Raw genomic sequence first — 22,338 nt, forward strand, 5'->3', positions numbered from 1 at the left:
AACCAGTTTAGCCGACCAGTTCAAGACCTGAGAAGAAATAAGCGATCTCGACCGCTGCCGTCTCGGGCGCGTCCGATCCGTGGACCGAATTTTCGCCGACGGATTCAGCAAATTCGGCGCGGATGGTGCCGGGGGCCGCGTCCGCGGGATTGGTGGCGCCCATGACTTCGCGGTTCTTGGCAATCGCGCCTTCGCCTTCCAGCACCTGCACCACGACCGGTTCCGAAGCCATGAACTCGCACAGCTCGCCATAAAACGGACGCTCGGCATGCACGGCATAGAACACACCCGCCTGAGCCGGGGTCAGGTGGATGCGCTTCTGCGCTACGATCCGCAGACCCGCGTCTTCGAACTTGGCATTGATCTTGCCGGTCAGGTTGCGTTTGGTTGCGTCGGGTTTGATGATGCTCAGCGTGCGTTCGACAGCCATGTCAGCCTCTTCTCAGTTAAATTCTGGCCGGGCCCAATGCCCGCCCCTTCAGGATTGCGGCCCCACTAACATGGCAAAACCCAGTTGAAAAGCCGCGATTGACGGCGCCTCTGCAATACGGCACACCGCGCCCATGTTGCGCATCAATGACATATCCTATGCCGTCGCGGGTCGCCCGCTGATCGAGCATGCCAGTACCTCGATCCCCGAAGGCCATAAGGTCGGCATTGTCGGGCGGAACGGCACAGGTAAAACTACGCTTTTTCGCCTGATCCGGGGCGAATTGGCGCTGGAAACCGGCGAGGTCACCCTGCCCGCGCGCGCGCGCATCGGCGGCGTTGCGCAGGAAGTACCGGGCAACGAGGTCTCATTGATCGACACGGTGCTGGCCGCCGACACCGAACGCGCCGCGCTGCTGGAAGAATCCGAGACCGCGCAGGACGCGGCGCGTATCGCCGATATCCAGACCCGGCTGGCGGATATCGACGCCTGGTCGGCTGAGGGACGCGCCTCGTCGATCCTTCGCGGCCTGGGCTTTACCAGCGATGAACAACGCATGCCGTGTTCGGCCTTTTCCGGCGGCTGGCGGATGCGCGTGGCTTTGGCGGCGGTCCTGTTCTCGCAGCCCGATCTGCTGCTGCTCGATGAGCCAACCAACTATCTCGATCTCGAAGGTGCGCTCTGGCTGGAAAATTACCTCGCGCGCTACCCGCATACCGTGCTGATCGTCAGCCATGATCGCGGACTGCTCAATCGCGCAGTAGGGGCAATCCTGCATCTCGAAGATCGTAAACTGACGCTCTATCAAGGCAATTACGACACCTTTGCCGAAACCCGCGCAGCGCGACTTCTGGCCGCCGAATCCGAGGCAAAGAAGCAAGAAGCCCGTCGCGCCCATCTGCAAAGTTTTGTCGACCGGTTCCGCGCCAAGGCCAGCAAAGCGGTACAGGCGCAATCCCGCCTCAAGATGATCGCCAAGCTCAAGCCGATCACCTCGCCGCGCGAAGCGGCGCTGAAGCGTTTCACCTTCCCCGAACCCGAGGAACTGTCGCCGCCGATCATCCGGATTGAAAACGGCATCGTCGGGTATGATGACAAACCCGTGCTATCGCGGCTTGACCTGCGCATCGATCAGGATGATCGCATCGCCCTGCTGGGCCGTAATGGTGAAGGCAAATCGACGCTTTCCAAACTGCTCTCGGACCGCTTGCCGTTGATGCAGGGTCGCAAGACGCAAGCCTCAAAACTGCGGGTGGGTTATTTCGCCCAACACCAGGTGGATGAATTGCATGTCGATGAAACCCCCATTGACCACATCCGCCGCCTGCGCCCCGATGAAGCGCCCGCGAAACTGCGCGCGCGCCTTGGCGGATTTGGTATCGGCGCAGAACAGGCGGAAACGCTGGTCGGCAAGCTTTCGGGCGGGCAGAAAGCGCGCCTGAGCCTGATGATCGCCACCATCGATGCTCCGCATATGCTCATTCTCGACGAGCCGACCAACCACCTTGATATCGAAAGCCGCGAGGCGCTGGTCGAGGCGCTGACCGCCTATTCCGGCGCGGTCATTCTGGTCAGCCACGACATGCATCTGTTGGGTCTCGTCGCGGATCGCCTCTGGCTGGTCAAAGATGGCGCGGTCAACCCTTATGACGGTGATCTTGAAACCTATCGACAGCTTCTGCTGAGCAGTGACAAACCCGCAAAAGCCAACGCCAAGACCAAACCGGTCAAACGCCCCACGCGCGAGGCTATCATGGCCCGGCGTCAGGAAGTCCGCAAATGCGAAGAACGTGTCGAAAAGCTGAATGAGATGCGCGACAAGATCGCTGACAAGCTCGCCAATCCGCGCATTTACGACGAGGAAAACGTGGTCGAGGCCACGAGGTGGCAAAAAAAATACAGCGAAGTGATGGATGGGCTGGATCGCGCCGAAGCATTGTGGATCAAAGCGCTGGAAAAGCTTGAGCAGGTTGAATCCGCCAATTAACTCGCTAGGTTGACCGCAACTCGCGCTCGGGCGCGTCATTCATAATTGGAGCTATCCATGACTTACCGATCCCTCGTCCTTGCCAGTGCGTTTGCCGTCTCGTTGCTGGGCGCGACAGCGCCGCAAACGACCGTCGCGCAAGAGCAGGAGGCGCCGGTTAAAATCGCCGTCGTCAATATCGATCAGGTAATCGCCCAATCCGCCGCCGGGGCAGCGCTTGGCGAAAAGCTGAATGCCTTTCAGGAAGAGGCCCAGGGGCAGGTCGCCGAGCAGCAGAAATACATTCAAGATCTGCGGCAGAAAATCTCGGATGGCGTGAACAGCGAAGATCAGGCGCAACTGGTCAACCTGAGAAAGCAGTTCGAAGACGCCACCGTACAGCTGCGACGCTTCAGCGACGACAAGCAACGCGAGGCGCAGAAAATCCGGGCGGAAGGGATGCAGGAAATCCAGAAACAGTTCGATCCGGTGTTCACGGCGATTCAGGAAGAGTTCAACTATGACCTGATCCTGAACAAGCAAACCGGCGTCGTGCTTCTGGTGGGTGAGCGTGTCGACATCACCCAGATGGTGATTGACCGTCTGCAATAATCTCGCCCGAATGCCGGAGGCCAGCATCATCCTGGCCTGCAATCGGTTTTTTGGTGCGCTGCGGTCAGTTGGACCGCGGAGTTAACAGTCTGATTGCATTCGCGTGGGAGCACTGACATCGTGCAGATCTATACTCGGCCCCGCTTGGGCAATCACGCGAAAAAGGATGCCACCATGCCCTATCCGGATTTCATTACGGCATTTCCCAGCATCGATGTACCCTTTCCGGACGATGTTGTGCAGACCGCTGTGGTTAAATCTGAACACGGGTTGGTCGCGTTCTTCACCTTCCCCAAGGATATGGAACTGCCTACCCACGCGCATGGGGCGCAATGGGGGACGGTTGTCGAGGGGGAAATCGAACTCACCATCGGCGGAGAGACGAAAATCTACAAGGCTGGTGACAGCTATTCGATCCCGGCCGGCGTCGAACACGGGGCGCTCATCAAGGCCGGCACAAGGGTGATCGACGCCTTTGAAGAAGCGGATCGTTACGCGCTGAAAGGCTGACGGACGGCTTCGAAGCAGACGAGAACAGATGCGCTAACGCAGACAAGATCGGGCCAGATAACGCCGGCAGCCTCAGATATGCGAGTTGCCTAATCGGCGGCGCAAAACTGTTCGTAGTGTATTTGTACGTCGCCACCCCGCAGCGTGATCACACCCAGGGCTGGCGCCTCACGCGCGGGTCTGAAGCTCTCCCAATCCCAGGCAGGTACAGGCGGCGGCGCCTGATAGAGTACCGCGCGCATCGTGGCAAAGGGCAGACCGCGCAGCGATCCTGCAATGGGCCGGTGCACATGACCGATGCAAAGCTGCCTGACTTGCTTATGCCGGGTCAGCAGGTCCAGCAGCGGCTCGGCCTCCTGTAATCGGTCTCGATCCCGCATCGGCAGGCCAAGGTCCATCGGCGGATGATGCATGAAGATCAGCGTCGGTGTATCCGGGTCTTTCGCCAGCACGTTGCCCAGCCAATCCAATCGTGCGGCGCAGAAGGTGCCGTGGTTATTGCCGGGCGTCAGCGTATCAAGGCAAACCGCTCGCGCGGCATCTGCGGGCACGGCGTATTGGATGAACTGCGCCATTCCACCCGTCGGCACGGGGCAGTGTTGTCTGACCAACGCCCGATCATCGTGATTGCCCACCATCGGCAGCCAGGGCATCGCCAGCCGGTTCAGCCCCGCTACTACCCCATAGTAATCTTCAACCGTACCGCGATCCACCAGATCACCGGAAACAACGCAAAACTCGGCGTCCCGATGGTGCGCATTGATGTGCTCGACCGCCGATGCCAACCGCTGCCGCGGATCATGATCCTGTACCAGCCCCTCGGCTACGAAATGCAGGTCAGATAGCCAAAGCAGTTTTGTCATTGCGGTCTCCCGACGCTGTTCACGCGCACTCTAGCGATCCGCTTTCGACCTACAAGCCGACAGCTTGCTTAACCAGATCAACGCTTGGCAAAGCACCTCATCCGTGTTGAAAGAGGATAACCATATAAAACGGACGTGATGGACACCGCCTTTCTCATAACCGCTTTTGTCACGCTTTTCGTGATCATTGATCCGCCGGGCCTGACGCCGATGTTTTTGGCGCTGACGCAGGGCATGAGCGATGCCCGCCGTCGGGCAATTGCGCTACGGGCCTGTCTGACCGGCGGCATCATGTTGATTGCCTTTGCCGTGCTGGGCGAACAAATCCTCGGTTTTATCGGCATTTCAATGCCAGCCTTCCGCGTCGCTGGTGGCTTGCTTCTGTTTCTGACCGCGCTCGAGATGCTGTTCGAACGCCGCACCAAACGCCGCGAGGACCGCGCCGAAGAGGATGATCATGCGGACCCGTCGATCTTTCCGCTGGCAATCCCGTTGATTTCCGGCCCCGGTGCCATCACCTCGGTCATTCTTCTGGCCGGGCAGCAACCGGGCTGGGCAGGCCTGGGTATCGTCATCGGCGTCATGCTGAGCATGGTTCTGATGGTCTATCTGTGCTTTCTCACCGCGTCGTTTTTTGAGCGTCTGCTGGGAAAAACCGGCCTTCTTGTGCTAACACGCGTGCTGGGCATGCTGCTCGCCGCGCTAGCGGTGCAGTTCGTGTTGGACGGCATCAAGGGATTTGGTTTTGGCGGCTGATCTTTTGCACCCCGTCCCCTGCCCCTATATCTGATCCACAGTTTAACCGAGGCGTGAATGGACGATTTCGACACCGCACATCTGATTTATCTGATCATGCTGGGCCTTGCCGTTGTTTCGTGGTTTGTCGCGACAAACCGTGAAAAGCTTGGCACCGTTGCGCAGCAAGCCCTGATCTGGGGGCTTATTTTCATCGGCGTGATCGCCGCCATCGGCCTTTGGGATGACATCCGCAGCACGGTTTCACCTCGTCAGAGCGTGTCCGGGGACAACCGGGTCGAGTTGCCGCGTCAGGCGGACGGGCATTACTATCTGAGCGCAGAGGTGAACGGCGAGGCGATTATCTTTGTTGTTGATACCGGCGCCACCGATATCGTGCTGAGCCAGGAGGACGCTCGCATCGCCGGGCTTAACCCCGAGGATCTGGCCTATACGGGCCGCGCCTTTACCGCCAATGGTGAGGTGCGCACTGCCCCGGTGCGTCTGGACAGCATCGCAATAGGTCCGATCCGCGACACTCGGGTCACCGCCGTTGTGAACGGCGGCGAACTTGGTCAGTCGCTGCTGGGGATGAGCTATCTGCAACGCTATTCCAGCGTCGAGATTTCCGGCGGCAAACTGATCCTCACACGATAGCGCCACGTCGCGTATTCCGGTCGCGCCCCTAGCTATCCCCGGTCAGCAAGCGGTCTGCTTTTTTGCGGACCAGCACGGTGCGCAAATCGTGCATCGCCAGCAGCAACGCATCGCTGACCTCTTCCAACTGCTCGTCTGTCGCCTTGGACTGTGCCCAATGTGTGGTGGTATTCAAATAGTCGACCGCCCGGTGGATATCGTCAATGTCGCGATATTCCACCAGCTCCAGCCGCTCGGCCATCCATTCCTCGATTACTTCCAGATCGTGGGCGCTCAGCTCACGCTCGCCATGCGGTTTAATCTCACCCTTGCGGATGTTGACCACGGCGATCTGGTCCATGTCGATCCGACGCTGGCGATTTTCGGTATCGACGCGGAACACAAAGGCACCGTTTTCGCGCACCCTGAAATAATATTCCGGCAGATCCCCGGCCATCAGACCCCCCTTATGTCAGTGACGCACAGAACTTCTGAATGCGCGTGCAGGCTTCTTTCAGAGCCTCGTCAGACGTAGCGTAGCTGACCCGGAAGTTCGGGGAAAGCCCGAAGGCTGCGCCGAAAACAACCGCAACGCCGGTTTCTTCCAGCAGCGCTGTAGCGAAGCCTTCGTCATTTTCGATCACCGTGCCGCGCGGGCTGGTCTTACCAATGATTTCGGCAATCGACGGGTAGACATAAAAGGCGCCTTCCGGCGTCGGACAGGTGATGCCTTCAGCCTCGTTCAGCATCTTCACCACCAGATCACGGCGACGGACGAATGTCGCGTTATTCGACGCCAGAAAATCCTGCGGGCCATTCAACGCCTCAACCGCTGCCCATTGGCTGATGGAAGACGGGTTCGAGGTGCTTTGCGACTGTATCTTGCGCATGGCCGCAATCAGTTTCTCGGGCCCCGCAGCATAGCCGATCCGCCAACCGGTCATCGCATAGGCCTTGGAAACGCCGTTGCAGGTCAACGTGCGGTCATAAAGCGCCGGCTCGACCTGCGCGGGGGTACAGAATTCGAAATCGTCAAATACCAGATGCTCATACATGTCGTCGGTCATGATCATCACATGCGGATGCCGCAACAACACGTCGGTCAGCGCCTTCAACTCATCCCAGCTATAACCCGCACCGGTGGGATTCGATGGCGAGTTGAAGATGAACCACTTGGTCTTGGGTGTGATTGCGGCCTCAAGCTGGTCGGGTGTCAGCTTATAGCCGGTCTGCATCGAGGCTTCGGCAATAACTGGCTCACCGCCAGCCAGCAGCACCATATCGGGATAGCTGACCCAGTACGGCGCCGGAATGACCACCTCGTCGCCGGGGTTCAGCGTCGCCATCAGGGCGTTGTAAAGGATTTGTTTACCACCTGTGCCCACACTGACCTGTGCTGGCACATAATCCAGCCCGTTTTCACGTTTGAACTTGGTGCAAATCGCTTGTTTCAACTCAGGAATGCCATCCGGCGCGGTGTATTTGGTCTTACCCTCTTCGATGGCGCGGATACCTGCGGCCTTGATATTGTCAGGCGTGTCGAAATCCGGCTCACCAGCGCCCAGGCCGATTACATCCTCGCCGGCGGCCTTCATCTCGGCCGCTTTGCTCGAAACGGCGATGGTGGGCGACGGTTTGACGCGGGATAATGTCGCGGAAAGCATGTTCATCGGGGCCTCCGGTTTGTAAAGAGTGTATGCACCTCTTAGGTTGCGCGCGAAGACGGATCAAGCAGGATCACAGGAAAGGAAGAATTTATGAACGCCGAGAGTAAGGAACACTGGTTTGACCCACAAGCCACGACCTTTGGCGACCGCGTGGCAGGGGCCCGCGAACAGGCCGGAATGACCCAGGCCGATTTGTCGAAGCGACTGGGTGTCAAAGTCAAGACCCTGAAGTCGTGGGAAGACGACCTGTCCGAGCCACGGGCCAATAAATTGTCGATGATGGCGGGGCTTCTCAACGTGTCGTTGTCATGGCTTCTGACCGGCGAAGGCGACGGCCCTGCAGCGCCGGGCGACGGCGGCTGGCTGTCGCAAGATGCCGTGGGCATGCTTGCCGAACTACAAGACGTGCGCGTGCAGTTGGCCACTTCATCGCGCCGTCTGGCCCGACTTGAAGAAAACCTGCGCGGTGCGCTCAAGGCTGAACCGGTTGACTGAAGACCGGTCTACACGTCTGAAGCGCCTGCGCATGCGCTCCATGCGCCGCGGCATCAAGGAAATGGATATCATCCTCAGCCGGTACGCAGATATCCGGCTGACAGAGCTTGATGCCGCGCAGCTGGATACCTACGACGCGCTTTTGTCCGAAAACGATCAGGACCTTTATCAGTGGGTAACGGGCCAGGTGCCCCCCCCAAGCTCTTTTTCGGCGTTGATCGCCGATATTTCCGGCATGGCATTGGCCTCCAAGTAGCCCACCCTCCGCGCATTTCAGGGCGGACCGCTGGCCACGCCTCTTGCGTATTCATCCCGCAAGAAGTTGACGAAGTTTCCTGGACGCAAGCGCGGCGGTATCTTTGATATCATGCTGATCCGTACGAAGGTGAATATCGCTATATGGCCGTGCGCCGTATCCTTCCCGGATCATCACAGCCATGCGGTCAAGCTCATTGGCCGAAAACGACCGCCCCCGACCTTCATGCGTAATATTCGCAAGACCCGCCTGGAGACCAATTGAGAAAACTCTAATATTTTGGCGTTGAAAATGGCGTTTAAAATATATCCAGTCGAGACACCGTACCGGGCGAGCAATGAAGAGTATTGCTTTCTCGCTCAGCGCGCTAATCCCGGCGTCTCGAATACGACAACATGTGGAAAGACTGGAACAATACCAAGGTACCCCCTCGGCCTTGAAGTCATCTCCATCCAGAAATGCGCCGTCGAAGCGCCGCGACAGCTCATGTGCCATAGTTGATTTTCCGACACCGATTGTGCCATCAATCAGTATCGCGTGTTTTGCCGACATAAGGGCTCCGATGCGTGGTATCGATCCGGTCTTTCGAAGGGCAGCATACGCCGACTACTTTAGCGCGCATTAAAGCGGCAACACATCGTCCTGATAGGCAAAAAGCGCCGGAAACCCGCCTGTATGTACAAAAAGAACCCGTGACCCGGCAGTGATTTTGCCGCTTTCCACAAGGTCGATCAGCCCAGCAAAACACTTACCAGAATAAACCGGATCAAGAAACAATCCCTCGGTTTCGGCCATCAGCCTGATCGCGTCGCGCGTTTTAGGCCCGACACGGCCATAGCCCGGCGCCAGTGCGGTATCGCTGGTCTGGATGTCACCCTGTGTGACCCAACTTTCCACCTCCAGAAGTGCTGCCAACCGGGTTGCCACCTCTTGCAGCCGATCAGCCTGTGCAGCCGCATCGCGGCGCACACAAATCCCATGCACCGGTGTCGTCGACCCGAGCGCCCGCAACCCCGCCAGAAACCCCATATGCGTCGCACCGCTGCCCGAGGGGATTGCGACCGCATCAAAATCATCCCGCTGGGCCAGCACTTCTTGCGCCGCGTTCATATATCCAAGCGTGCCCAGCGGTTTGTTCCTGAGTCCCAAAGGGATCACATAGGGCGCCCTGCCCTGCGCCTGCAGTTCAGCGGCACGCTCACGCAGGGCCTGATCGGCCCCGGCCTCGTCCTCGCCTTCGGGGTATTGCATGTAGTCGGCCCCCAAAAGTCTACCCAGCAACACGTTGCCTGAGCTGCGATAGATCACACCTTTTCCCGGCACCCGGTCTTCAAGCTGCAACACCGCTTTCATACCGCATTTCGCTGCTGCTGCCGCTGCCGAACGAACATAGTTCGACTGCACCGCCCCGGTGATCAGAATGGTATCGGCACCTTCCACCTGTGCGGCACCGAGGTAATACTCCAGTTGGCGGATCTTGTTGCCGCCACCGCCCAGCCCGGTCAGGTCGTCGCGTTTGATCCAGAACTCAATGCCCAGATGTTCCGAGAGCCGTTGCAACGGCTCCAGCGGTGTCGGTCCGCCCATCAATCCTGACCGAGGAAAGGCGGCCATCTTGTCGAATATCTGGTTCATCGTCTCAAACCCTTCCGCCATTCAAAACCGGTCAAAGCAGTCTACACTATCAGCGCACTCGTATCATCACGAATCCCGTGCCCGAATGCTGTTCGCCGACGTATCGCAAAAACCAGCCGCCGGGCTTTCAACCGGTGGACATTTCAAGCCCGTCCCGTCATGGTCCGCGCAAACAACCCGAGCACCTGATATGATCCCACGCAAAATCATCATCGACACGGACCCCGGCCAGGATGACGCCGTCGCGATCCTGCTGGCGCTTGCCAGTCCGGATGAAATCGACCTGCTGGGCATCACCTGTGTTGCAGGCAATGTTCCACTTGATCTGACATCTAAAAATGCGCGCATTATCTGCGAGTTGGCGGGGGAAACTCATGTTCCCGTCTATGCCGGATGCGACCGCCCGTTGGGTCGCGAACTTGTTACTGCCGAAGAAGTGCACGGCCGCACCGGACTTGACGGTCCCGACCTGCCCGATCCGCAAATGGCGCTGAGCGACGGCCATGCCGTTGATTTCATCATTGAAACGCTGCGCACGCATGAGACAGGCACCGTAACGCTCTGCCCCATTGGACCTCTGACCAATATCGCCACGGCCTTCGACATGGCCCCCGATATCGTCAAGAAGGTGCAGGAAATCGTGTTGATGGGTGGCGCCTATTTCGAGGTTGGCAATGTCACACCAACCGCGGAATTCAACATCTATGTGGACCCGCAGGCAGCTGAAATCGTCTTTCGCTCGGGCGTGCCGATCACGGTCATGCCGCTCGATGTGACCCATCAGGTTCTGGTGACGAAGCCGCGCAACACCGCTATTCGCGACCTCGCGACGCCGGTGGGCGTGGCCGTCGCGCAGATGACTGATTTCTTTGAACGCTATGATCGCGAAAAATACGGCTCGGAAGGTGCGCCCCTGCATGATCCTTGCGTGATCGCGTATCTGATCCGGCCTGACCTGTTTTCGGGGCGGCACATCAATGTCGAGATCGAAACCACGTCGGAACTGACCATGGGCATGACCGTCGCCGACTGGTGGGGCGTGACCGATCGTGCGCCCAACGCGCTTTTCATGGGCAGCGTTGATGCTGATGGCTTTTTCGACCTTCTGACCAAAAGGCTGGCCCGATTGTGACCGCGCTCAACCTCGCCAAGCCTGAGGATTTCGAACGTCTCGCCCCGCTTGCGGCCGCGTTTCATGCCGAAACAGATATCGAAATGGATGCAGAGACGCGGCGCGATGCCTTGATGCCGTTGCTCAATGGCTCGCCACATGGGGCCGTCTACCTGATCGGACCCGGTCGCGCGCCCATCGGCTATATCGTGGTCTGTTTCGGCTGGTCGATCGAATTTGCCGGGATGGACGGATTCGTGGACGAGTTCTTTATCCGCCCCGGTGTGCGCGGACGCGGCATCGGCTCTGAAGTGCTCAGGCAATTGCCCAAGGCACTGGCTGCGGCGGGTATGAAAGCGCTGCATCTAGAGGTCGACCGGAACAACGACCACCTCCAGAAACTCTATTCCCGTCAGCGATTTGAACCGCGTGAGAAATACATGCTAATGTCCCGCAAACTCTAGGGAAACCATGTCGCTGAATATCCCCTTTGATAACAGCTACGCACGCCTTCCGGGCAAGTTTTTTGCGCGTTTGAATCCTACGCCTGCCAAATCACCGCAGCTGATCCGGTTCAATACAGAGCTTGCCGCAGAGCTGGGCATCACTCCGGGCACCCCCGAGGAACAGGCGCAGACCTTCGCAGGCAATGCCGTGCCGCAAGGCGCCGAACCGCTGGCGCAGGCCTATGCCGGGCACCAGTTCGGCGGCTTTTCCCCACAGCTTGGCGACGGACGCGCCAATTTACTGGGCGAAATTATCGGCAGGGATGGCATCCGCCGCGACATCCAACTCAAGGGCTCGGGGCCGACGCCTTGGTCTCGAATGGGCGACGGTCGTGCCTGGATGGGGCCGGTGCTGCGCGAATATGTCGTGTCAGAGGCCATGCATGCGCTTGGAATCCCGACCAGCCGGGCGCTGGCTGCCGTCGCCACGGGCGAGCCGGTCTACCGCGAAAGCGGCGCCCTGCCCGGTGCGGTACTGACCCGCATCGCGGCCAGCCACGTTCGCGTCGGCACGTTTCAGTACTTCGCCGCCCGCCGCGACACCGAGGCGCTGGAAGCGCTTTACCGGCATGTGATCGACCGGCATTTTCCTCAGGTTAAGACACCGACCGAGTTGCTGCAGGAAGTTATTGCCCGTCAAGCCAAACTTGTCGCGCAATGGATGTCGGTTGGCTTTATCCACGGCGTGATGAACACCGACAACACGACGATTTCCGGTGAAACGATCGACTATGGCCCCTGCGCCTTCATAGACGAGTTTGATCCTCAAAAAGTCTTCAGTTCCATCGATGCTCATGGCCGCTATTCCTATGAGAACCAGGCGAATATCATCGTCTGGAACATGGCCCAGCTTGCCACGGCGCTGGTGCCGCTGATGCCCGATACTGAAAAAGCCATCGAAGAATTTACCGAAGCCGTTCATGCGATGCCCGCGGCCATCCACACCCATTGGCTGGCCTGTTTTGGGCGCAAGATCGGGCTTGAAAACGCTACGCCCGAAGACGAAATGTTGATCACCGACCTCCTGACCTGCATGGCCAATGAGCGCGCCGATTTCACCAATACGTTCCGCGCGCTAATCGAGGGAAACGCCCGCGATCAGTTCACCAATCCGGCCAGCTTTGACGCCTGGGAAACCGGCTGGCGCGAGCGTATTGGCGCAGAAAATGATGCCGATGCCGTGATGCGTAGCGCGAACCCAGCCTTCATCCCCCGCAATCACCGGATCGAGCAGATGATTGCGGCAGCTGTCGACAGCGACTTCGCACCGTTTGAGCGGCTGCTCGACGTTCTGACGCGACCCTATGACGACCAACCCGACGCAGCCGATCTGATGCGCCCGCCAGAGCCGTCGGAAATAGTCCAGCAAACCTTCTGTGGTACCTGAAAAGCCGCTATCTATTTGCGTTTCTTGCGGAAAAATCGGGGGTTTCGGCGCACGAATTCATCGATAATCCCGGTCAGACCGCCATATTGCAGACCCTTCAGATAGGCATACCCCGATGCCGCGCCCAGCCCCGCGCCGATCATGTCCACGATCAGATCGCCCATCGTATCCACAAGCCCGGATTTCTGCATGTTCAACCCAAAGAGCTGATCCATCGAAAACTCGAACACCTCCCAGATCACACCGATCATAACGGCAAAGCAGAACGCAAAGAAGGTGATGGCGAAATGTGGTGCCGCAAACCTGTCGCCCTGAAACATCATGAAAACAAGCACGAAACCGATCAGGCCGAAACCGACGGCCGACCCGCCATGCATGGCAATATCCCACCACCAGAAACGCTCGTAAAAGTCAAAGACTTCCCCCAGAAACAAGGTTGCACCCACAAACACCACCACGGCGGTGATGAAACCGGGCGGCACCTTGACTTCGGCCCAGCGGGCAGCCAGCACCGGGACAAGCGACAGGCCGAGCGTCGCCAAGGCGACAAAGGCAAGCGACCAGCGTGTCTGGATCATCGCGACGAGGGCCGTGATGGCCAGAACGCTCCAGATCACACGCGCAAGTAATGTCTGCTCTGAAAACACGCTCTGTTTCCTTCCCCGATCCAACTGGTATTCTGATGATATGAGGACATCCACGATCAGAATTGCAACCTACAACCTGCAGAAATGCGTGGGGCTTGACCTTAGACGGCGCCCGGACCGCAGCCTGCGGGTGATCAATGATCTTCAAGCCGATATCGTGGTCCTGCAAGAAGTCGACAAACGATTACCACCCCGCCCGTCCGCCCTGCCCCATGACATGGTCGAACAGGAAGGTTGGCGTATTCTGCCCTTTGGGGCACCGGGCGGATCACTGGGCTGGCACGGCAATGCGATGCTGGTACGCCCCGAGGTCGCCGTTGGCGCAACCTCACATCTCTCTCTGCCGGGGCTGGAACCTCGCGGTGCCATCTGCGCGGATATCGAAACCGCCATCGGCCCACTGCGGCTGGTCGGTCTGCATCTTGGCCTGATCCGCCGCTACCGCCTGATGCAGGTGGCCGCGATCATGCGGGCGCTCAGACGTCAGCATTCCAGCCCGACGGTGCTGGCGGGCGATTTCAACGATTGGGGGCGCGGTGCAGCCCTGGACGCCACCGCGCGGGGGGTTCATTTCGTGCCGACCGCCCCAAGCTTTCCGGCGCCAAGGCCAGTCGTCACGCTGGATCGTTTCGCCATCAGCCCCGACCTGACGGCACTTGCGTCGGGTGTGCATGCCACCCGTCCCGCCCGTATCGCCTCGGACCATCTGCCCGTTTGGGTCGAGGTTGCGCCAAGGCTGGCCTCGCGACAGGCGGCATGATAGGCCGCGCGTGAACAGCACACCGCAGGACCTATATTCATGAATATTCTCCAGATTGCCTCGCTCCTGATCGTGCTGGCAGGCGTATTTGGCGCAATCAATTACCTGTTTCTTAAACTGCCCTCGTCTATCGGCATCCTCGTGGTGGCCTTGCTCGCTTCGTTCGGGGTGATGATCCTCGATCTGGTGATACCGGCTCTTGGCGTCGCCGATCAGGTCCGCAACGCGGTCACCGGCATTGATTTTTCTGACGCGCTTTTGGAGGGGATGCTGGGCCTCCTGCTTTTTGCCGGGGCGTTGCATGTGAAGATTTCCGACCTGCGCGCGCAATGGCGGCTGGTGTTTCTGATGGCCACCATTGGGGTGGGCCTTTCAACCGCGGTCGTGGGCTTTGGTTTCAGCTGGATTACGGGCATGCCGCTTCTGGTGGCACTGGTCTTTGGCGCGCTGATCTCGCCCACTGATCCGGTCGCGGTGCTGGGTGTGCTGCGCGAGGCCAATCTACCGAAAACCCTGGAAACCAAAATCGCAGGCGAAAGCCTGTTTAACGACGGTGTCGGTTATGTGGTCTTTCTGGTGCTCGTGGGCATGGCCTTCCCGTCCGGCGATGGTCACGGCAGCGGGCTGATGGATGCGGCCAAACTTTTCGCGCAAGAGGCTCTTGGCGGTGCAGCTTTGGGTCTAGTGCTGGGCTGGCTCACCTTCCGGGTTATGCGCCGGATAGATGATTATTCCCTCGAAGTTCTGCTCACCCTCGGCCTTGCCTTCGGGGGGTATGAACTGGCGGTCTACCTGCATGTCTCGGCCCCGATCATGGCCGTCTGCGCCGGGCTGCTGATCGGCGATGTTGGTGCCAAATACGGGATGAGCGAGGAGACCCGCCAATATGTCGACGGATTCTGGCAACTGATCGACGAAATCTTGAATGCTGTTCTCTTCCTGATGATCGGATTCGAAGTCTTTGCCATCGCGTTCGAGTTCGACTTCCTGATCACGGCCATCCTGTCGCTTGGTCTGGCGCTGCTGGGGCGTCTTGCTGCCGTGGCAATCCCGGTACTGCTGCTGAGGCCCTTCCGCAGCTTTTCACCCGGCGTCATTCCAATCATGACATGGGGCGGGCTCAAGGGGGGCATCTCGGTCGCGCTGGCCCTGTCGTTGCCCGATGGGGAATGGAAGCCGTTAATTCTGACCGCCACTTATGTGATCGTTATCTTTTCGATCGTTGTGCAGGGTCTGACCGTGAGCCGCCTGGCCAACCGGTTAGGTCGTGAACCTGATCTGGTTTGAGGGCCTGTTTTCGGCCTCTTTTCACCGATGACGTGAAATTTTCACTATTCCCCTCACCCACGCGGGACAAAATGTGCGACGCTGCTCCCCGGAACACTGGGGAGGACATCCATGAGTATGATGAAGACACTGGCCATGGTGGCCATTGGTGTAGCGTTGGCCAAGGGCGCCAGCAGCATGATGAAGAAAGGCGGCAGCGCACGAGGTAGCAGCGGCGATGGGGGTCTCTTTGGTGGAGCACATTCCCCGGGCCGGCAAGCACAGGCACAATCCGGCGGCGGGCTTGAAGATATGCTGGGCTCGATCCTTGGTGGCCAGTGGGGCGGCACCAGCGGTGGCGTTGCTGCTGGCGGCTTGGGCGGCCTGCTTGAACAGCTGGGCGGCGGGCAAAGCGGTCGTGGCGGTGCCAGCGGCGGGTTGAATGACCTTCTGGGCGGCCTTGCCGGTGCGGCCTCTTCCGGCGGCGGATCAGGCGGCCTGGGTGGCCTGCTGGGCGGCCTGATGGGGGCAGGTGCGGCGAAATCAGGTGCGAATGGAGGCTTTGGTGATCTTCTCAATCAGGCCATCACCCGGCAGGACGAGCCTGAGGTACAGCCCTCGCAAGATCAGGAAGCCGCCGCCGCACTGATGCTGCGCGCGATGATCCAGGCGATGAAATCGGATGGTGAAATTGATCAGGCCGAACAGGCCAGGCTGATGGACAGGCTGGGTGATGTCTCACCCGAGGAACGCGATTTTGTTCAGAGCGAGATGCAACGCCGCATCGACGTGAACGATCTGGCCCGCGACGTGCCGCGTGGTCTGGAGCAGCAGGTCTATGCCATGTCGATCATGGGCATCGATCTGGATAATCAGAACGAGGCAAAATACCTACACCAGCTCGCGACGGCTATGGGTGTTTCACCAGAGGCTGCCAACAGCATCCACGATCAACTGGGCGCTCAGCGGATTTATTCGTAATCACCACCAGCACTAAACTGAGGCCGCGACAGAGTATTCTCTGTCGCGGCTTTTTTCTTCAGGCGGCCTGGCGCGGTCCCTTATTGCGACGGCGCCGGTTCGGACGGCCACCACCGGGTTTGTGGTTGGCATTGCCGGGGCTGCCCGCATTGCCAGCGGTATGGCCAGGTTTACCGCCACGACGACGTGGACCGCCACGCCCCTTCGGCTTGGCAGGTTCTTCGATGCGTTCCCACGGACGGCCCGAGGCCACGGGGATCGATATGCCCATCACCTTCTGGATATCCTTCAGCTCCCCCATCTCGTCGGGTGCACAAAAGGCCACGGCCATGCCGTCCCGCCCGGCGCGCGCTGTGCGGCCAATGCGATGGACATAGTTTTCAGGCACGTTCGGCAGATCGAAATTGTAGACATGTTTCACGTCGGGAATATCCAACCCTCGTGCTGCGACATCCGTGGCCACCAGCACCTTGACCTGCCCGTCACGAAAGGCTTTCAACGCTCGTTCCCGCTGTCCCTGGCTTTTGTTACCGTGGATAGTGGCGACAGAATACCCAGCCTCTTGCAGTTTTTTGGCCAGCTTGTCTGAACCATGTTTGGTACGGCCAAAGACCAGTGCTAACTCTTCACGGTGCTTGTCCAGAAGCTCAATCAACAGATTTGGCTTCTCGGCCTTGGAGATAAAGTGGATCGACTGCTCGATCTTATCAACAGCTTTGCCCGGTAGGCTGACCTGCACACGCTTTGGATGGGTCAGATAGCTTGCGGCAATCTCTTCCATCTGCTTGGGCATGGTGGCCGAAAACAGCATGGTCTGGCGTTCCGCAGGCAACAGGCCCGCAATCTTGCGCAGCGCATGAATAAAGCCCAGATCAAGCATCTGATCGGCCTCGTCCAGCACCAGAAACCGCGTCGAATCCAACCGCAGCGCGCGACGATCCAACAGGTCCAGCAAACGCCCCGGCGTCGCCACCAAAACGTCTGTGCCACGTTCCAACCGCTTTATCTGCGCGTTGATCGAGGCACCGCCCACAACAACACCAATCTTGATCGGCGTATCCTTGACCAGCGGCAACAGCGCATCCCTTATCTGGCCTGCCAGCTCACGCGTCGGCGCCAGGATCAGGCTGCGCACGGTCTTTGGCTCGGGCTTGCCGCGCATTTCCATGAGTTGCGCCAGCAGCGGCAAGCCAAAGGCTGCCGTCTTGCCGGTGCCTGTCTGCGCCAGCCCCATCACGTCATTGCCATCCAGCGCATACGGGATCGCATGGGTCTGGATCGGGGTCGGCTCTTCGATGCCCATAGCGGTCAGCTTTTTGACCAGCGGGGCCGGAAGCCCCATTTCTGCAAATAAATTCACTTCGTTCCTTTCGGTCGCACCGGCCAGATGCCAGCACGACAATATTCAACGACCCTGCGCCATCTTGGCGTTCAGGGTCACGTTCGTGGTTCCGCTCTGGCCCTCGCCAAACGCAACATCGCGCTATAGCCGGTCAGACGGTTGGCCCCACGCGTGATTTTGGGATCATATCGGCGACATTTCTGGTTTTTATTGTGTTGCCGCCTCTTTACGGGCAGCCTCTCTGCTCACGCGGCAGGAAATGTCGGTTGCGCGCTACATGGTGGGTTTGCACTGCAAAGTCAACAGCGCTGTTCAAAACGGCTGGAAACAGTTGCCCAATGCCGCTATTGCTCGCTCAACACCGATATGAGAGCGCCAATGGCCGACAAAATTACCAATCGCTGTCGCGACATGGGGCTGCAGATGACGCCTCAGCGCCTGATCATAGCCGAGGTGCTTGGGGCCTCAACCGACCACCCCGATGTCGAGGAACTGCACCAGCGCGCCACCGCCCGCAACCCCGAGATCACAGTCGCGCAAGTTTATCACACGGTGAAACTTTTCGAGGAGGCTGGCATTCTCGAAAAACTCGAATTCGGCGACGGCCGGGCGCGCTATGAAGATGCCGATCGAGCCCACCACGACCACCTGATCGACATGAATACCGGCGAGGTGATCGAATTCGTCGACCCGGAAATTGAGGCGCTGCAAGAAAAGATCGCCGAAAAGCTGGGATATCGGCTGAAGGATCACAAGCTTGAACTCTACGGCGTGCCGTTGAACCGCAGACGACAATAGGCGTTGACAGGACAGGTGCGGCAATGTCCACCTAGGGTTGCTAGTGATATTCACACACAACCATTATAAAAGGCGCCTCGCCCTTGTCCAAAGAGACGCAAGTCAATCCCGTCCGTCCCGTACAGCATCGACAATCCGCGCGCTGTCCCCAGACCAATGACGGCGAAAACGCCCGCGCCGCAGAGCGAGGCGGCGACCGGGGTTTAGAAGCGCTTCAGCGCGCCGCCGATGCCAGCATACAGGTAGGGCGCATGCGGGCCTTGCAAGACACCGCCGATCAGTCGCCGAAGATCGGGGCGGGTGAAACGATCCTGCAGCTCCAGGCCGCCGTGGTCCAATTCGGCAAGGGTAATCAACGTGGGGGACGCGGCTACAAGCCCAGCCCGCCACGCAAAAGCCGCGGGCATGACAAGGGTACGCGCGACAAGGAATGGCGTAAGGCAATCGGCAACAAACCCAAGCCGAAACCTGCACCTCGCCCACGGCGCGCCCAGCCACAACCGGCCCCCGCGCAGCACGGCGCGCCTCCGCAGCACGGCGGTCAGCACGTTCCTGTTCAGCCGCCTCGGGCTGACAGGCGCGAGGATGCGCGCTTTGATTTGCCGCGAATGGAGGAGGATCGCGACGAGGTCGTTATCGATATGGGGGGCATCGAACAGCCCCACCGCCGCGGCGCCGGCGAACGGATCAGGGACAAGGCCTTTGGCGGGCGGACCTTTGGGGACGCTTCAAATTTTGTTGGCGGCATCGGCGGGCTGATCGGGGATACTGAAGGGGCCACCCTGTCGATCATCGGCGGTGCCGGCGTCTTGCTGAGCGGTATGAAGCTCTTTTACGATTCTCTTACGATGGAAGTCGAAAACGACACCGACCGCCGCGAGCGCCTCTATACCGGCCTTATGGGGGTTTCCAACATTTTCAGCGGTGTCTACGGCGTCGAATCAGGGATATACGCGCTCTTGGATCTGGAAGATACGTCAGGAATCCTGGGCGAAATATCCCTTGGCTTCATGGCCGCGACGGAATTTACCAATATCATCTCACAGCTCGACATCATCATCACCGGATACCGCGAAGAAAAACCGATCGCCTATTTCCTCAAGCCGATCGCGTCGCTGCTGGCCTCGCTGCTGAAATGTATCGGCTGCGTGATTGCCCTCTTTGGCAGCATGGATCCAGGCCTCATGGTCATGGTCGCCGGTGCGGGCCTGGGAGTCCTGCATGGCGTTATCAAACTCATCATCGTGTGTCAGGAATCATGCGGTCAGATTGAGGAACGGCAGGTTCCGGATATCGAAAATCAGCTCGACCACTGATCCATCCGCTTGATGATTGACCTTTGAGGCGAATTCTGTGACCCCTGCGCCGATGTGGATCGCAGAGCTGGGGCGCGTAACGGACATGGAAAACATACGCGGCAGCGCCCTGATGGTTCTGGCCATGGCCGGGTTTGCGCTGGAAGATACCTTCATCAAATTCCTGTCCGCCGATTTGGTCGTTGGTCAGATCCTGTTCATGATGGGAATTGGCGGCGCGCTTGTCTTCGGCACGTTCAGCCTCGCAAAAGGGGATCGGCTGTTTTCCCGCGACTTCTTCATGACACCGGTGCTCCTGCGGAACCTCGGCGAAATGATTGCCGCCTTCGGCTATATCACCGCGCTCACGCTCATTCCCCTCTCCTCGGTCGCCGCCATCATTCAGGCCACGCCGCTTTGCGTCACTTTGGGCGCCGCGCTTTTCATGGGCGAACAGGTCGGCTGGCGCAGATGGAGCGCGATTGTCGTGGGCTTTATCGGCGTGCTTTTGATCATCCGGCCCGGACTTGAAGGATTTCAACCCGCATCGATTTTTGCGGTGATTGGCGTTGCAGGTCTGGCGCTGCGTGATCTGTCGACACGCGGAACACCGGCCACGGTCACATCCATGCAAATCTCCTGCTACGCCTTTGCCATGGTCATCCTGATCGGCGCGGTTCTGCTCTTCATCGACGGCGGCGCGGTGCAACCTTCCACGAAGAACTGGATTCAGCTTGGTTTTATGCTTTTGTTCAGCGTGGTGGGGTATTACGCGATTGTCGCTGCGATGCGGATTGGCGACGTTTCCTCGATCATGCCATTTCGCTATTCCCGACTGCTCTTCTCGCTGATCATCGGCATTTCCATCTTTGGCGAGCGGCCCGACTGGCTGACCTATACCGGCGCAGCACTGATTATTGGCAGCGGGCTTTATTCGATCCTGCGCGAACGCCGCCTGATGCGCCAGGTTGCCTGAATCTCACAATTTGTTAGCGCTATCAGGTCGCATTTACATTCCCGTGTCACCTGCTATGACAGCCGCAAAACTGACGACCATCCGAGGGACCGACCATGAGCACCATCATTGACATTCACGCACGCGAAATTCTCGACAGCCGGGGCAATCCGACGGTTGAGGTGGATGTTGTCCTCGAAGATGGCACCATGGGTCGCGCGGCCGTACCTTCGGGCGCATCGACAGGCGCACATGAAGCGGTGGAAAAACGTGACGGCGACAAGGCCCGTTATATGGGCAAAGGCGTGCTGGAGGCTGTCGCCGCCGTGAACGGTGAAATTGCCGAGGAATTGCTGGGCATGGACGCGACCGAACAAGTCGCGCTCGATATGGCGATGATCGAACTTGACGGTACCCCGAACAAGGGTCGCCTTGGTGCCAATGCCATCCTTGGTGTCAGCATGGCCTGCGCCAAGGCGGCGGCCGATTATTCCGGTCAGCCGCTTTTCCGCTATGTTGGCGGCACCTCGGCGCGGGTCCTGCCGGTGCCGATGATGAACATCATCAATGGCGGCGAACATGCCGATAATCCGATCGACATTCAGGAATTCATGATCATGCCGGTGAGCGCGGATAATATCCGCGATGCCGTGCGCATGGGGTCCGAGGTATTCCACACACTGAAGAAAGAGCTTTCCGCTGCTGGTCTTTCCACCGGCATAGGCGACGAGGGCGGCTTTGCCCCCAACATCGCCTCGACCCGAGAGGCGCTCGATTTCATCCTGCAATCCATCGACAAGGCGGGTTACAAGGCGGGCGAAGATATCTATCTGGCGCTCGATTGCGCCGCGACAGAATATTTCAAGGACGGCAAATATGTCTTTTCCGGTGAAGGGAAATCCCTGACATCGGACGAAAACGTCGCCTATCTCAAGGCGCTGGTCGAGGATTACCCGATCATCTCGATCGAAGACGGCATGTCTGAAGATGACTGGGAGGGCTGGACCGCCCTGACCGCCGAGATTGGCGACAGGGTTCAACTGGTCGGTGACGACCTCTTCGTGACGAACCCTACCCGACTGGCCGAAGGGATCGAACGCGGCGCCGCCAACTCGATGCTGGTCAAGGTCAACCAGATCGGCAGCCTGACCGAAACGCTGAAAGCAGTCGATATGGCGCACCGGGCCCGCATGACCAACGTGATGTCGCACCGCTCGGGCGAAACTGAAGATGCCACCATTGCCGACCTCGCCGTCGCCACCAATTGCGGCCAGATCAAAACCGGCAGCCTCGCCCGCTCGGACCGGCTGGCAAAGTACAATCAGCTCATTCGGATCGAAGAGGCCCTGGGTGAAACCGCGATTTATGCTGGGCGGTCGATTCTGCGCTGAATGTGGCCCGTTTGAGCCCCGGGGTTTGATCCCGATCAACGTATGACGGAGATCGGATAAGTAGACTCCATTCGCAAGGGCATATCGCCCATTC

Annotated in this window: 25 protein-coding genes; 17 read left to right on the forward strand and 8 right to left on the reverse strand. The window is 59.1% G+C overall.

Annotation, left to right across the window (positions count from 1 at the left end; all coding sequences use genetic code 11):
• Positions 1-7: 7 nt before the first annotated feature.
• The gene (gene ndk, locus LC334_RS08655; RefSeq protein WP_085800163.1) at positions 8-430 is read right to left on the reverse strand and encodes a nucleoside-diphosphate kinase; all 423 of its coding nucleotides are present in this window, start codon (positions 428-430) and stop codon (positions 8-10) included.
• Positions 431-563: 133 nt separating this feature from the next.
• Here ndk and LC334_RS08660 point away from each other — a divergent pair, with 133 nt between their 5' ends.
• From LC334_RS08660 to LC334_RS08670, 3 genes are all read left to right on the forward strand, one after another.
• Positions 564-2,417 (forward strand): ABC-F family ATP-binding cassette domain-containing protein, encoded by a 1,854-nt coding sequence (locus LC334_RS08660; RefSeq protein WP_085800162.1) that lies wholly within the window; start codon positions 564-566, stop codon positions 2,415-2,417.
• Positions 2,418-2,474: 57 nt separating this feature from the next.
• Positions 2,475-3,008 carry an OmpH family outer membrane protein gene (locus tag LC334_RS08665; protein WP_085800161.1) on the forward strand — a complete coding sequence of 178 codons (534 nt, stop codon included), beginning with the start codon at positions 2,475-2,477 and terminating at the stop codon, positions 3,006-3,008.
• A gap of 120 nt (positions 3,009-3,128) precedes the next feature.
• Positions 3,129-3,518, forward strand: a complete 390-nt coding sequence (locus tag LC334_RS08670; protein ID WP_223412923.1) for a cupin domain-containing protein — start codon at positions 3,129-3,131, stop codon at positions 3,516-3,518.
• An 89-nt stretch (positions 3,519-3,607) separates the two neighbouring features.
• Here the strand turns inward: LC334_RS08670 and LC334_RS08675 are convergent, their stop codons facing one another.
• On the reverse strand, positions 3,608-4,381 hold the full coding sequence (locus LC334_RS08675; protein ID WP_085800160.1) for a metallophosphoesterase: 774 nt from the start codon (positions 4,379-4,381) through the stop codon (positions 3,608-3,610).
• Positions 4,382-4,519: 138 nt separating this feature from the next.
• Between LC334_RS08675 and LC334_RS08680 the strand changes: the two genes are divergently transcribed.
• Together LC334_RS08680 and LC334_RS08685 are read left to right on the forward strand one after the other, a co-directional pair.
• The gene (locus tag LC334_RS08680) at positions 4,520-5,137 is read left to right on the forward strand and encodes a MarC family protein (RefSeq protein ID WP_176237677.1); all 618 of its coding nucleotides are present in this window, start codon (positions 4,520-4,522) and stop codon (positions 5,135-5,137) included.
• Between the two features lie 57 nt (positions 5,138-5,194).
• Complete coding sequence (locus tag LC334_RS08685) at positions 5,195-5,773, forward strand: retropepsin-like aspartic protease family protein (protein ID WP_085800158.1); 579 nt, start codon at positions 5,195-5,197, stop codon at positions 5,771-5,773.
• 28 nt (positions 5,774-5,801) lie between these two features.
• Here LC334_RS08685 and LC334_RS08690 read toward each other — a convergent pair whose 3' ends face one another.
• Both LC334_RS08690 and LC334_RS08695 read right to left on the reverse strand, forming a co-directional pair.
• Positions 5,802-6,209: a hypothetical protein gene (locus LC334_RS08690; protein ID WP_085800157.1), complete on the reverse strand. Its 408-nt coding sequence runs from the start codon at positions 6,207-6,209 to the stop codon at positions 5,802-5,804.
• Positions 6,210-6,219: 10 nt separating this feature from the next.
• Entirely contained in the window at positions 6,220-7,422 is a 1,203-nt protein-coding gene (locus LC334_RS08695; RefSeq protein ID WP_085800156.1) for a pyridoxal phosphate-dependent aminotransferase, read from the reverse strand.
• An 87-nt stretch (positions 7,423-7,509) separates the two neighbouring features.
• Between LC334_RS08695 and LC334_RS08700 the strand changes: the two genes are divergently transcribed.
• Both LC334_RS08700 and LC334_RS08705 read left to right on the forward strand, forming a co-directional pair.
• Complete coding sequence (locus tag LC334_RS08700) at positions 7,510-7,914, forward strand: helix-turn-helix domain-containing protein (protein ID WP_085800155.1); 405 nt, start codon at positions 7,510-7,512, stop codon at positions 7,912-7,914.
• Positions 7,907-8,170, forward strand: a complete 264-nt coding sequence (locus tag LC334_RS08705; protein ID WP_085800154.1) for a succinate dehydrogenase assembly factor 2 — start codon at positions 7,907-7,909, stop codon at positions 8,168-8,170. The genes LC334_RS08700 and LC334_RS08705 overlap by 8 nt, the downstream gene beginning before the upstream one ends.
• A gap of 51 nt (positions 8,171-8,221) precedes the next feature.
• Here the strand turns inward: LC334_RS08705 and LC334_RS08710 are convergent, their stop codons facing one another.
• Positions 8,222-8,722, reverse strand: a complete 501-nt coding sequence (locus LC334_RS08710; RefSeq protein WP_139836360.1) for a hypothetical protein — start codon at positions 8,720-8,722, stop codon at positions 8,222-8,224.
• 69 nt (positions 8,723-8,791) lie between these two features.
• Complete coding sequence (locus LC334_RS08715; protein WP_223412924.1) at positions 8,792-9,826, reverse strand: D-cysteine desulfhydrase family protein; 1,035 nt, start codon at positions 9,824-9,826, stop codon at positions 8,792-8,794.
• A 169-nt stretch (positions 9,827-9,995) separates the two neighbouring features.
• Between LC334_RS08715 and LC334_RS08720 the strand changes: the two genes are divergently transcribed.
• Genes LC334_RS08720 through LC334_RS08730 form a run of 3 tightly spaced genes read left to right on the forward strand, consistent with a single transcriptional unit; the run spans position 9,996 to position 12,809 of the window.
• Positions 9,996-10,937, forward strand: coding sequence for a nucleoside hydrolase (locus LC334_RS08720; RefSeq protein WP_085800238.1), 942 nt, complete (start codon positions 9,996-9,998; stop codon positions 10,935-10,937).
• A complete protein-coding gene (locus tag LC334_RS08725) occupies positions 10,931-11,380 on the forward strand; it encodes a GNAT family N-acetyltransferase (protein WP_139836359.1) in 450 nt (149 codons plus the stop codon). Before LC334_RS08720 ends, LC334_RS08725 begins: the two co-directional genes overlap by 7 nt.
• Before the next feature lie 7 nt (positions 11,381-11,387).
• A complete protein-coding gene (locus LC334_RS08730) occupies positions 11,388-12,809 on the forward strand; it encodes a protein adenylyltransferase SelO (protein ID WP_085800152.1) in 1,422 nt (473 codons plus the stop codon).
• Positions 12,810-12,820: 11 nt separating this feature from the next.
• Here the strand turns inward: LC334_RS08730 and LC334_RS08735 are convergent, their stop codons facing one another.
• A complete protein-coding gene (locus LC334_RS08735; RefSeq protein WP_085800151.1) occupies positions 12,821-13,456 on the reverse strand; it encodes a hypothetical protein in 636 nt (211 codons plus the stop codon).
• A 40-nt stretch (positions 13,457-13,496) separates the two neighbouring features.
• Between LC334_RS08735 and LC334_RS08740 the strand changes: the two genes are divergently transcribed.
• From LC334_RS08740 to LC334_RS08750, 3 genes are all read left to right on the forward strand, one after another.
• Positions 13,497-14,216 (forward strand): endonuclease/exonuclease/phosphatase family protein, encoded by a 720-nt coding sequence (locus tag LC334_RS08740; RefSeq protein WP_085800150.1) that lies wholly within the window; start codon positions 13,497-13,499, stop codon positions 14,214-14,216.
• A gap of 39 nt (positions 14,217-14,255) precedes the next feature.
• Positions 14,256-15,503 carry a cation:proton antiporter gene (locus tag LC334_RS08745; RefSeq protein WP_085800149.1) on the forward strand — a complete coding sequence of 416 codons (1,248 nt, stop codon included), beginning with the start codon at positions 14,256-14,258 and terminating at the stop codon, positions 15,501-15,503.
• A 111-nt stretch (positions 15,504-15,614) separates the two neighbouring features.
• A complete protein-coding gene (locus tag LC334_RS08750; RefSeq protein ID WP_085800148.1) occupies positions 15,615-16,463 on the forward strand; it encodes a DUF533 domain-containing protein in 849 nt (282 codons plus the stop codon).
• Between the two features lie 58 nt (positions 16,464-16,521).
• Here LC334_RS08750 and LC334_RS08755 read toward each other — a convergent pair whose 3' ends face one another.
• Complete coding sequence (locus tag LC334_RS08755; protein WP_085800147.1) at positions 16,522-17,805, reverse strand: DEAD/DEAH box helicase; 1,284 nt, start codon at positions 17,803-17,805, stop codon at positions 16,522-16,524.
• Positions 17,806-18,183: 378 nt separating this feature from the next.
• Between LC334_RS08755 and LC334_RS08760 the strand changes: the two genes are divergently transcribed.
• The 4 genes from LC334_RS08760 to eno all read left to right on the forward strand — a co-directional run bounded on the left by LC334_RS08760 (position 18,184) and on the right by eno (position 22,244).
• Complete coding sequence (locus LC334_RS08760; RefSeq protein ID WP_085800146.1) at positions 18,184-18,603, forward strand: Fur family transcriptional regulator; 420 nt, start codon at positions 18,184-18,186, stop codon at positions 18,601-18,603.
• 83 nt (positions 18,604-18,686) lie between these two features.
• Positions 18,687-19,919: a hypothetical protein gene (locus LC334_RS08765; protein WP_085800145.1), complete on the forward strand. Its 1,233-nt coding sequence runs from the start codon at positions 18,687-18,689 to the stop codon at positions 19,917-19,919.
• Positions 19,920-20,004: 85 nt separating this feature from the next.
• Positions 20,005-20,874 (forward strand): DMT family transporter, encoded by an 870-nt coding sequence (locus tag LC334_RS08770; RefSeq protein WP_085800236.1) that lies wholly within the window; start codon positions 20,005-20,007, stop codon positions 20,872-20,874.
• A gap of 95 nt (positions 20,875-20,969) precedes the next feature.
• Positions 20,970-22,244: a phosphopyruvate hydratase gene (gene eno, locus LC334_RS08775; protein ID WP_085800144.1), complete on the forward strand. Its 1,275-nt coding sequence runs from the start codon at positions 20,970-20,972 to the stop codon at positions 22,242-22,244.
• The last annotated feature ends 94 nt before the right edge of the window (positions 22,245-22,338 follow it).

The sequence above is a fragment of the Roseovarius aestuarii genome, from assembly GCF_019966515.1.
Taxonomy (GTDB): domain Bacteria; phylum Pseudomonadota; class Alphaproteobacteria; order Rhodobacterales; family Rhodobacteraceae; genus Roseovarius; species Roseovarius aestuarii.

Bases quoted from the DNA above. Each gene is read 5' to 3' on its own strand.
- LC334_RS08745 (WP_085800149.1), top strand. From the start codon at position 14,256: ATGAATATTCTCCAGATTGCCTCGCTCCTGATCGTGCTGGCAGGCGTA.
- LC334_RS08715 (WP_223412924.1), bottom strand. From the start codon at position 9,826: ATGGCGGAAGGGTTTGAGACGATGAACCAGATATTCGACAAGATGGCC.
- LC334_RS08730 (WP_085800152.1), top strand. From the start codon at position 11,388: ATGTCGCTGAATATCCCCTTTGATAACAGCTACGCACGCCTTCCGGGC.
- LC334_RS08760 (WP_085800146.1), top strand. From the start codon at position 18,184: ATGGCCGACAAAATTACCAATCGCTGTCGCGACATGGGGCTGCAGATG.
- ndk (WP_085800163.1), bottom strand. From the start codon at position 430: ATGGCTGTCGAACGCACGCTGAGCATCATCAAACCCGACGCAACCAAA.
- LC334_RS08695 (WP_085800156.1), bottom strand. From the start codon at position 7,422: ATGAACATGCTTTCCGCGACATTATCCCGCGTCAAACCGTCGCCCACC.
- LC334_RS08680 (WP_176237677.1), top strand. From the start codon at position 4,520: ATGGACACCGCCTTTCTCATAACCGCTTTTGTCACGCTTTTCGTGATC.
- LC334_RS08720 (WP_085800238.1), top strand. From the start codon at position 9,996: ATGATCCCACGCAAAATCATCATCGACACGGACCCCGGCCAGGATGAC.
- LC334_RS08770 (WP_085800236.1), top strand. From the start codon at position 20,005: ATGGAAAACATACGCGGCAGCGCCCTGATGGTTCTGGCCATGGCCGGG.
- LC334_RS08755 (WP_085800147.1), bottom strand. From the start codon at position 17,805: ATGGGGCTTCCGGCCCCGCTGGTCAAAAAGCTGACCGCTATGGGCATC.
- LC334_RS08675 (WP_085800160.1), bottom strand. From the start codon at position 4,381: ATGACAAAACTGCTTTGGCTATCTGACCTGCATTTCGTAGCCGAGGGG.
- LC334_RS08710 (WP_139836360.1), bottom strand. From the start codon at position 8,722: ATGTCGGCAAAACACGCGATACTGATTGATGGCACAATCGGTGTCGGA.
- LC334_RS08665 (WP_085800161.1), top strand. From the start codon at position 2,475: ATGACTTACCGATCCCTCGTCCTTGCCAGTGCGTTTGCCGTCTCGTTG.
- LC334_RS08685 (WP_085800158.1), top strand. From the start codon at position 5,195: ATGGACGATTTCGACACCGCACATCTGATTTATCTGATCATGCTGGGC.
- eno (WP_085800144.1), top strand. From the start codon at position 20,970: ATGAGCACCATCATTGACATTCACGCACGCGAAATTCTCGACAGCCGG.
- LC334_RS08690 (WP_085800157.1), bottom strand. From the start codon at position 6,209: ATGGCCGGGGATCTGCCGGAATATTATTTCAGGGTGCGCGAAAACGGT.
- LC334_RS08660 (WP_085800162.1), top strand. From the start codon at position 564: ATGTTGCGCATCAATGACATATCCTATGCCGTCGCGGGTCGCCCGCTG.
- LC334_RS08700 (WP_085800155.1), top strand. From the start codon at position 7,510: ATGAACGCCGAGAGTAAGGAACACTGGTTTGACCCACAAGCCACGACC.
- LC334_RS08740 (WP_085800150.1), top strand. From the start codon at position 13,497: ATGAGGACATCCACGATCAGAATTGCAACCTACAACCTGCAGAAATGC.
- LC334_RS08750 (WP_085800148.1), top strand. From the start codon at position 15,615: ATGAGTATGATGAAGACACTGGCCATGGTGGCCATTGGTGTAGCGTTG.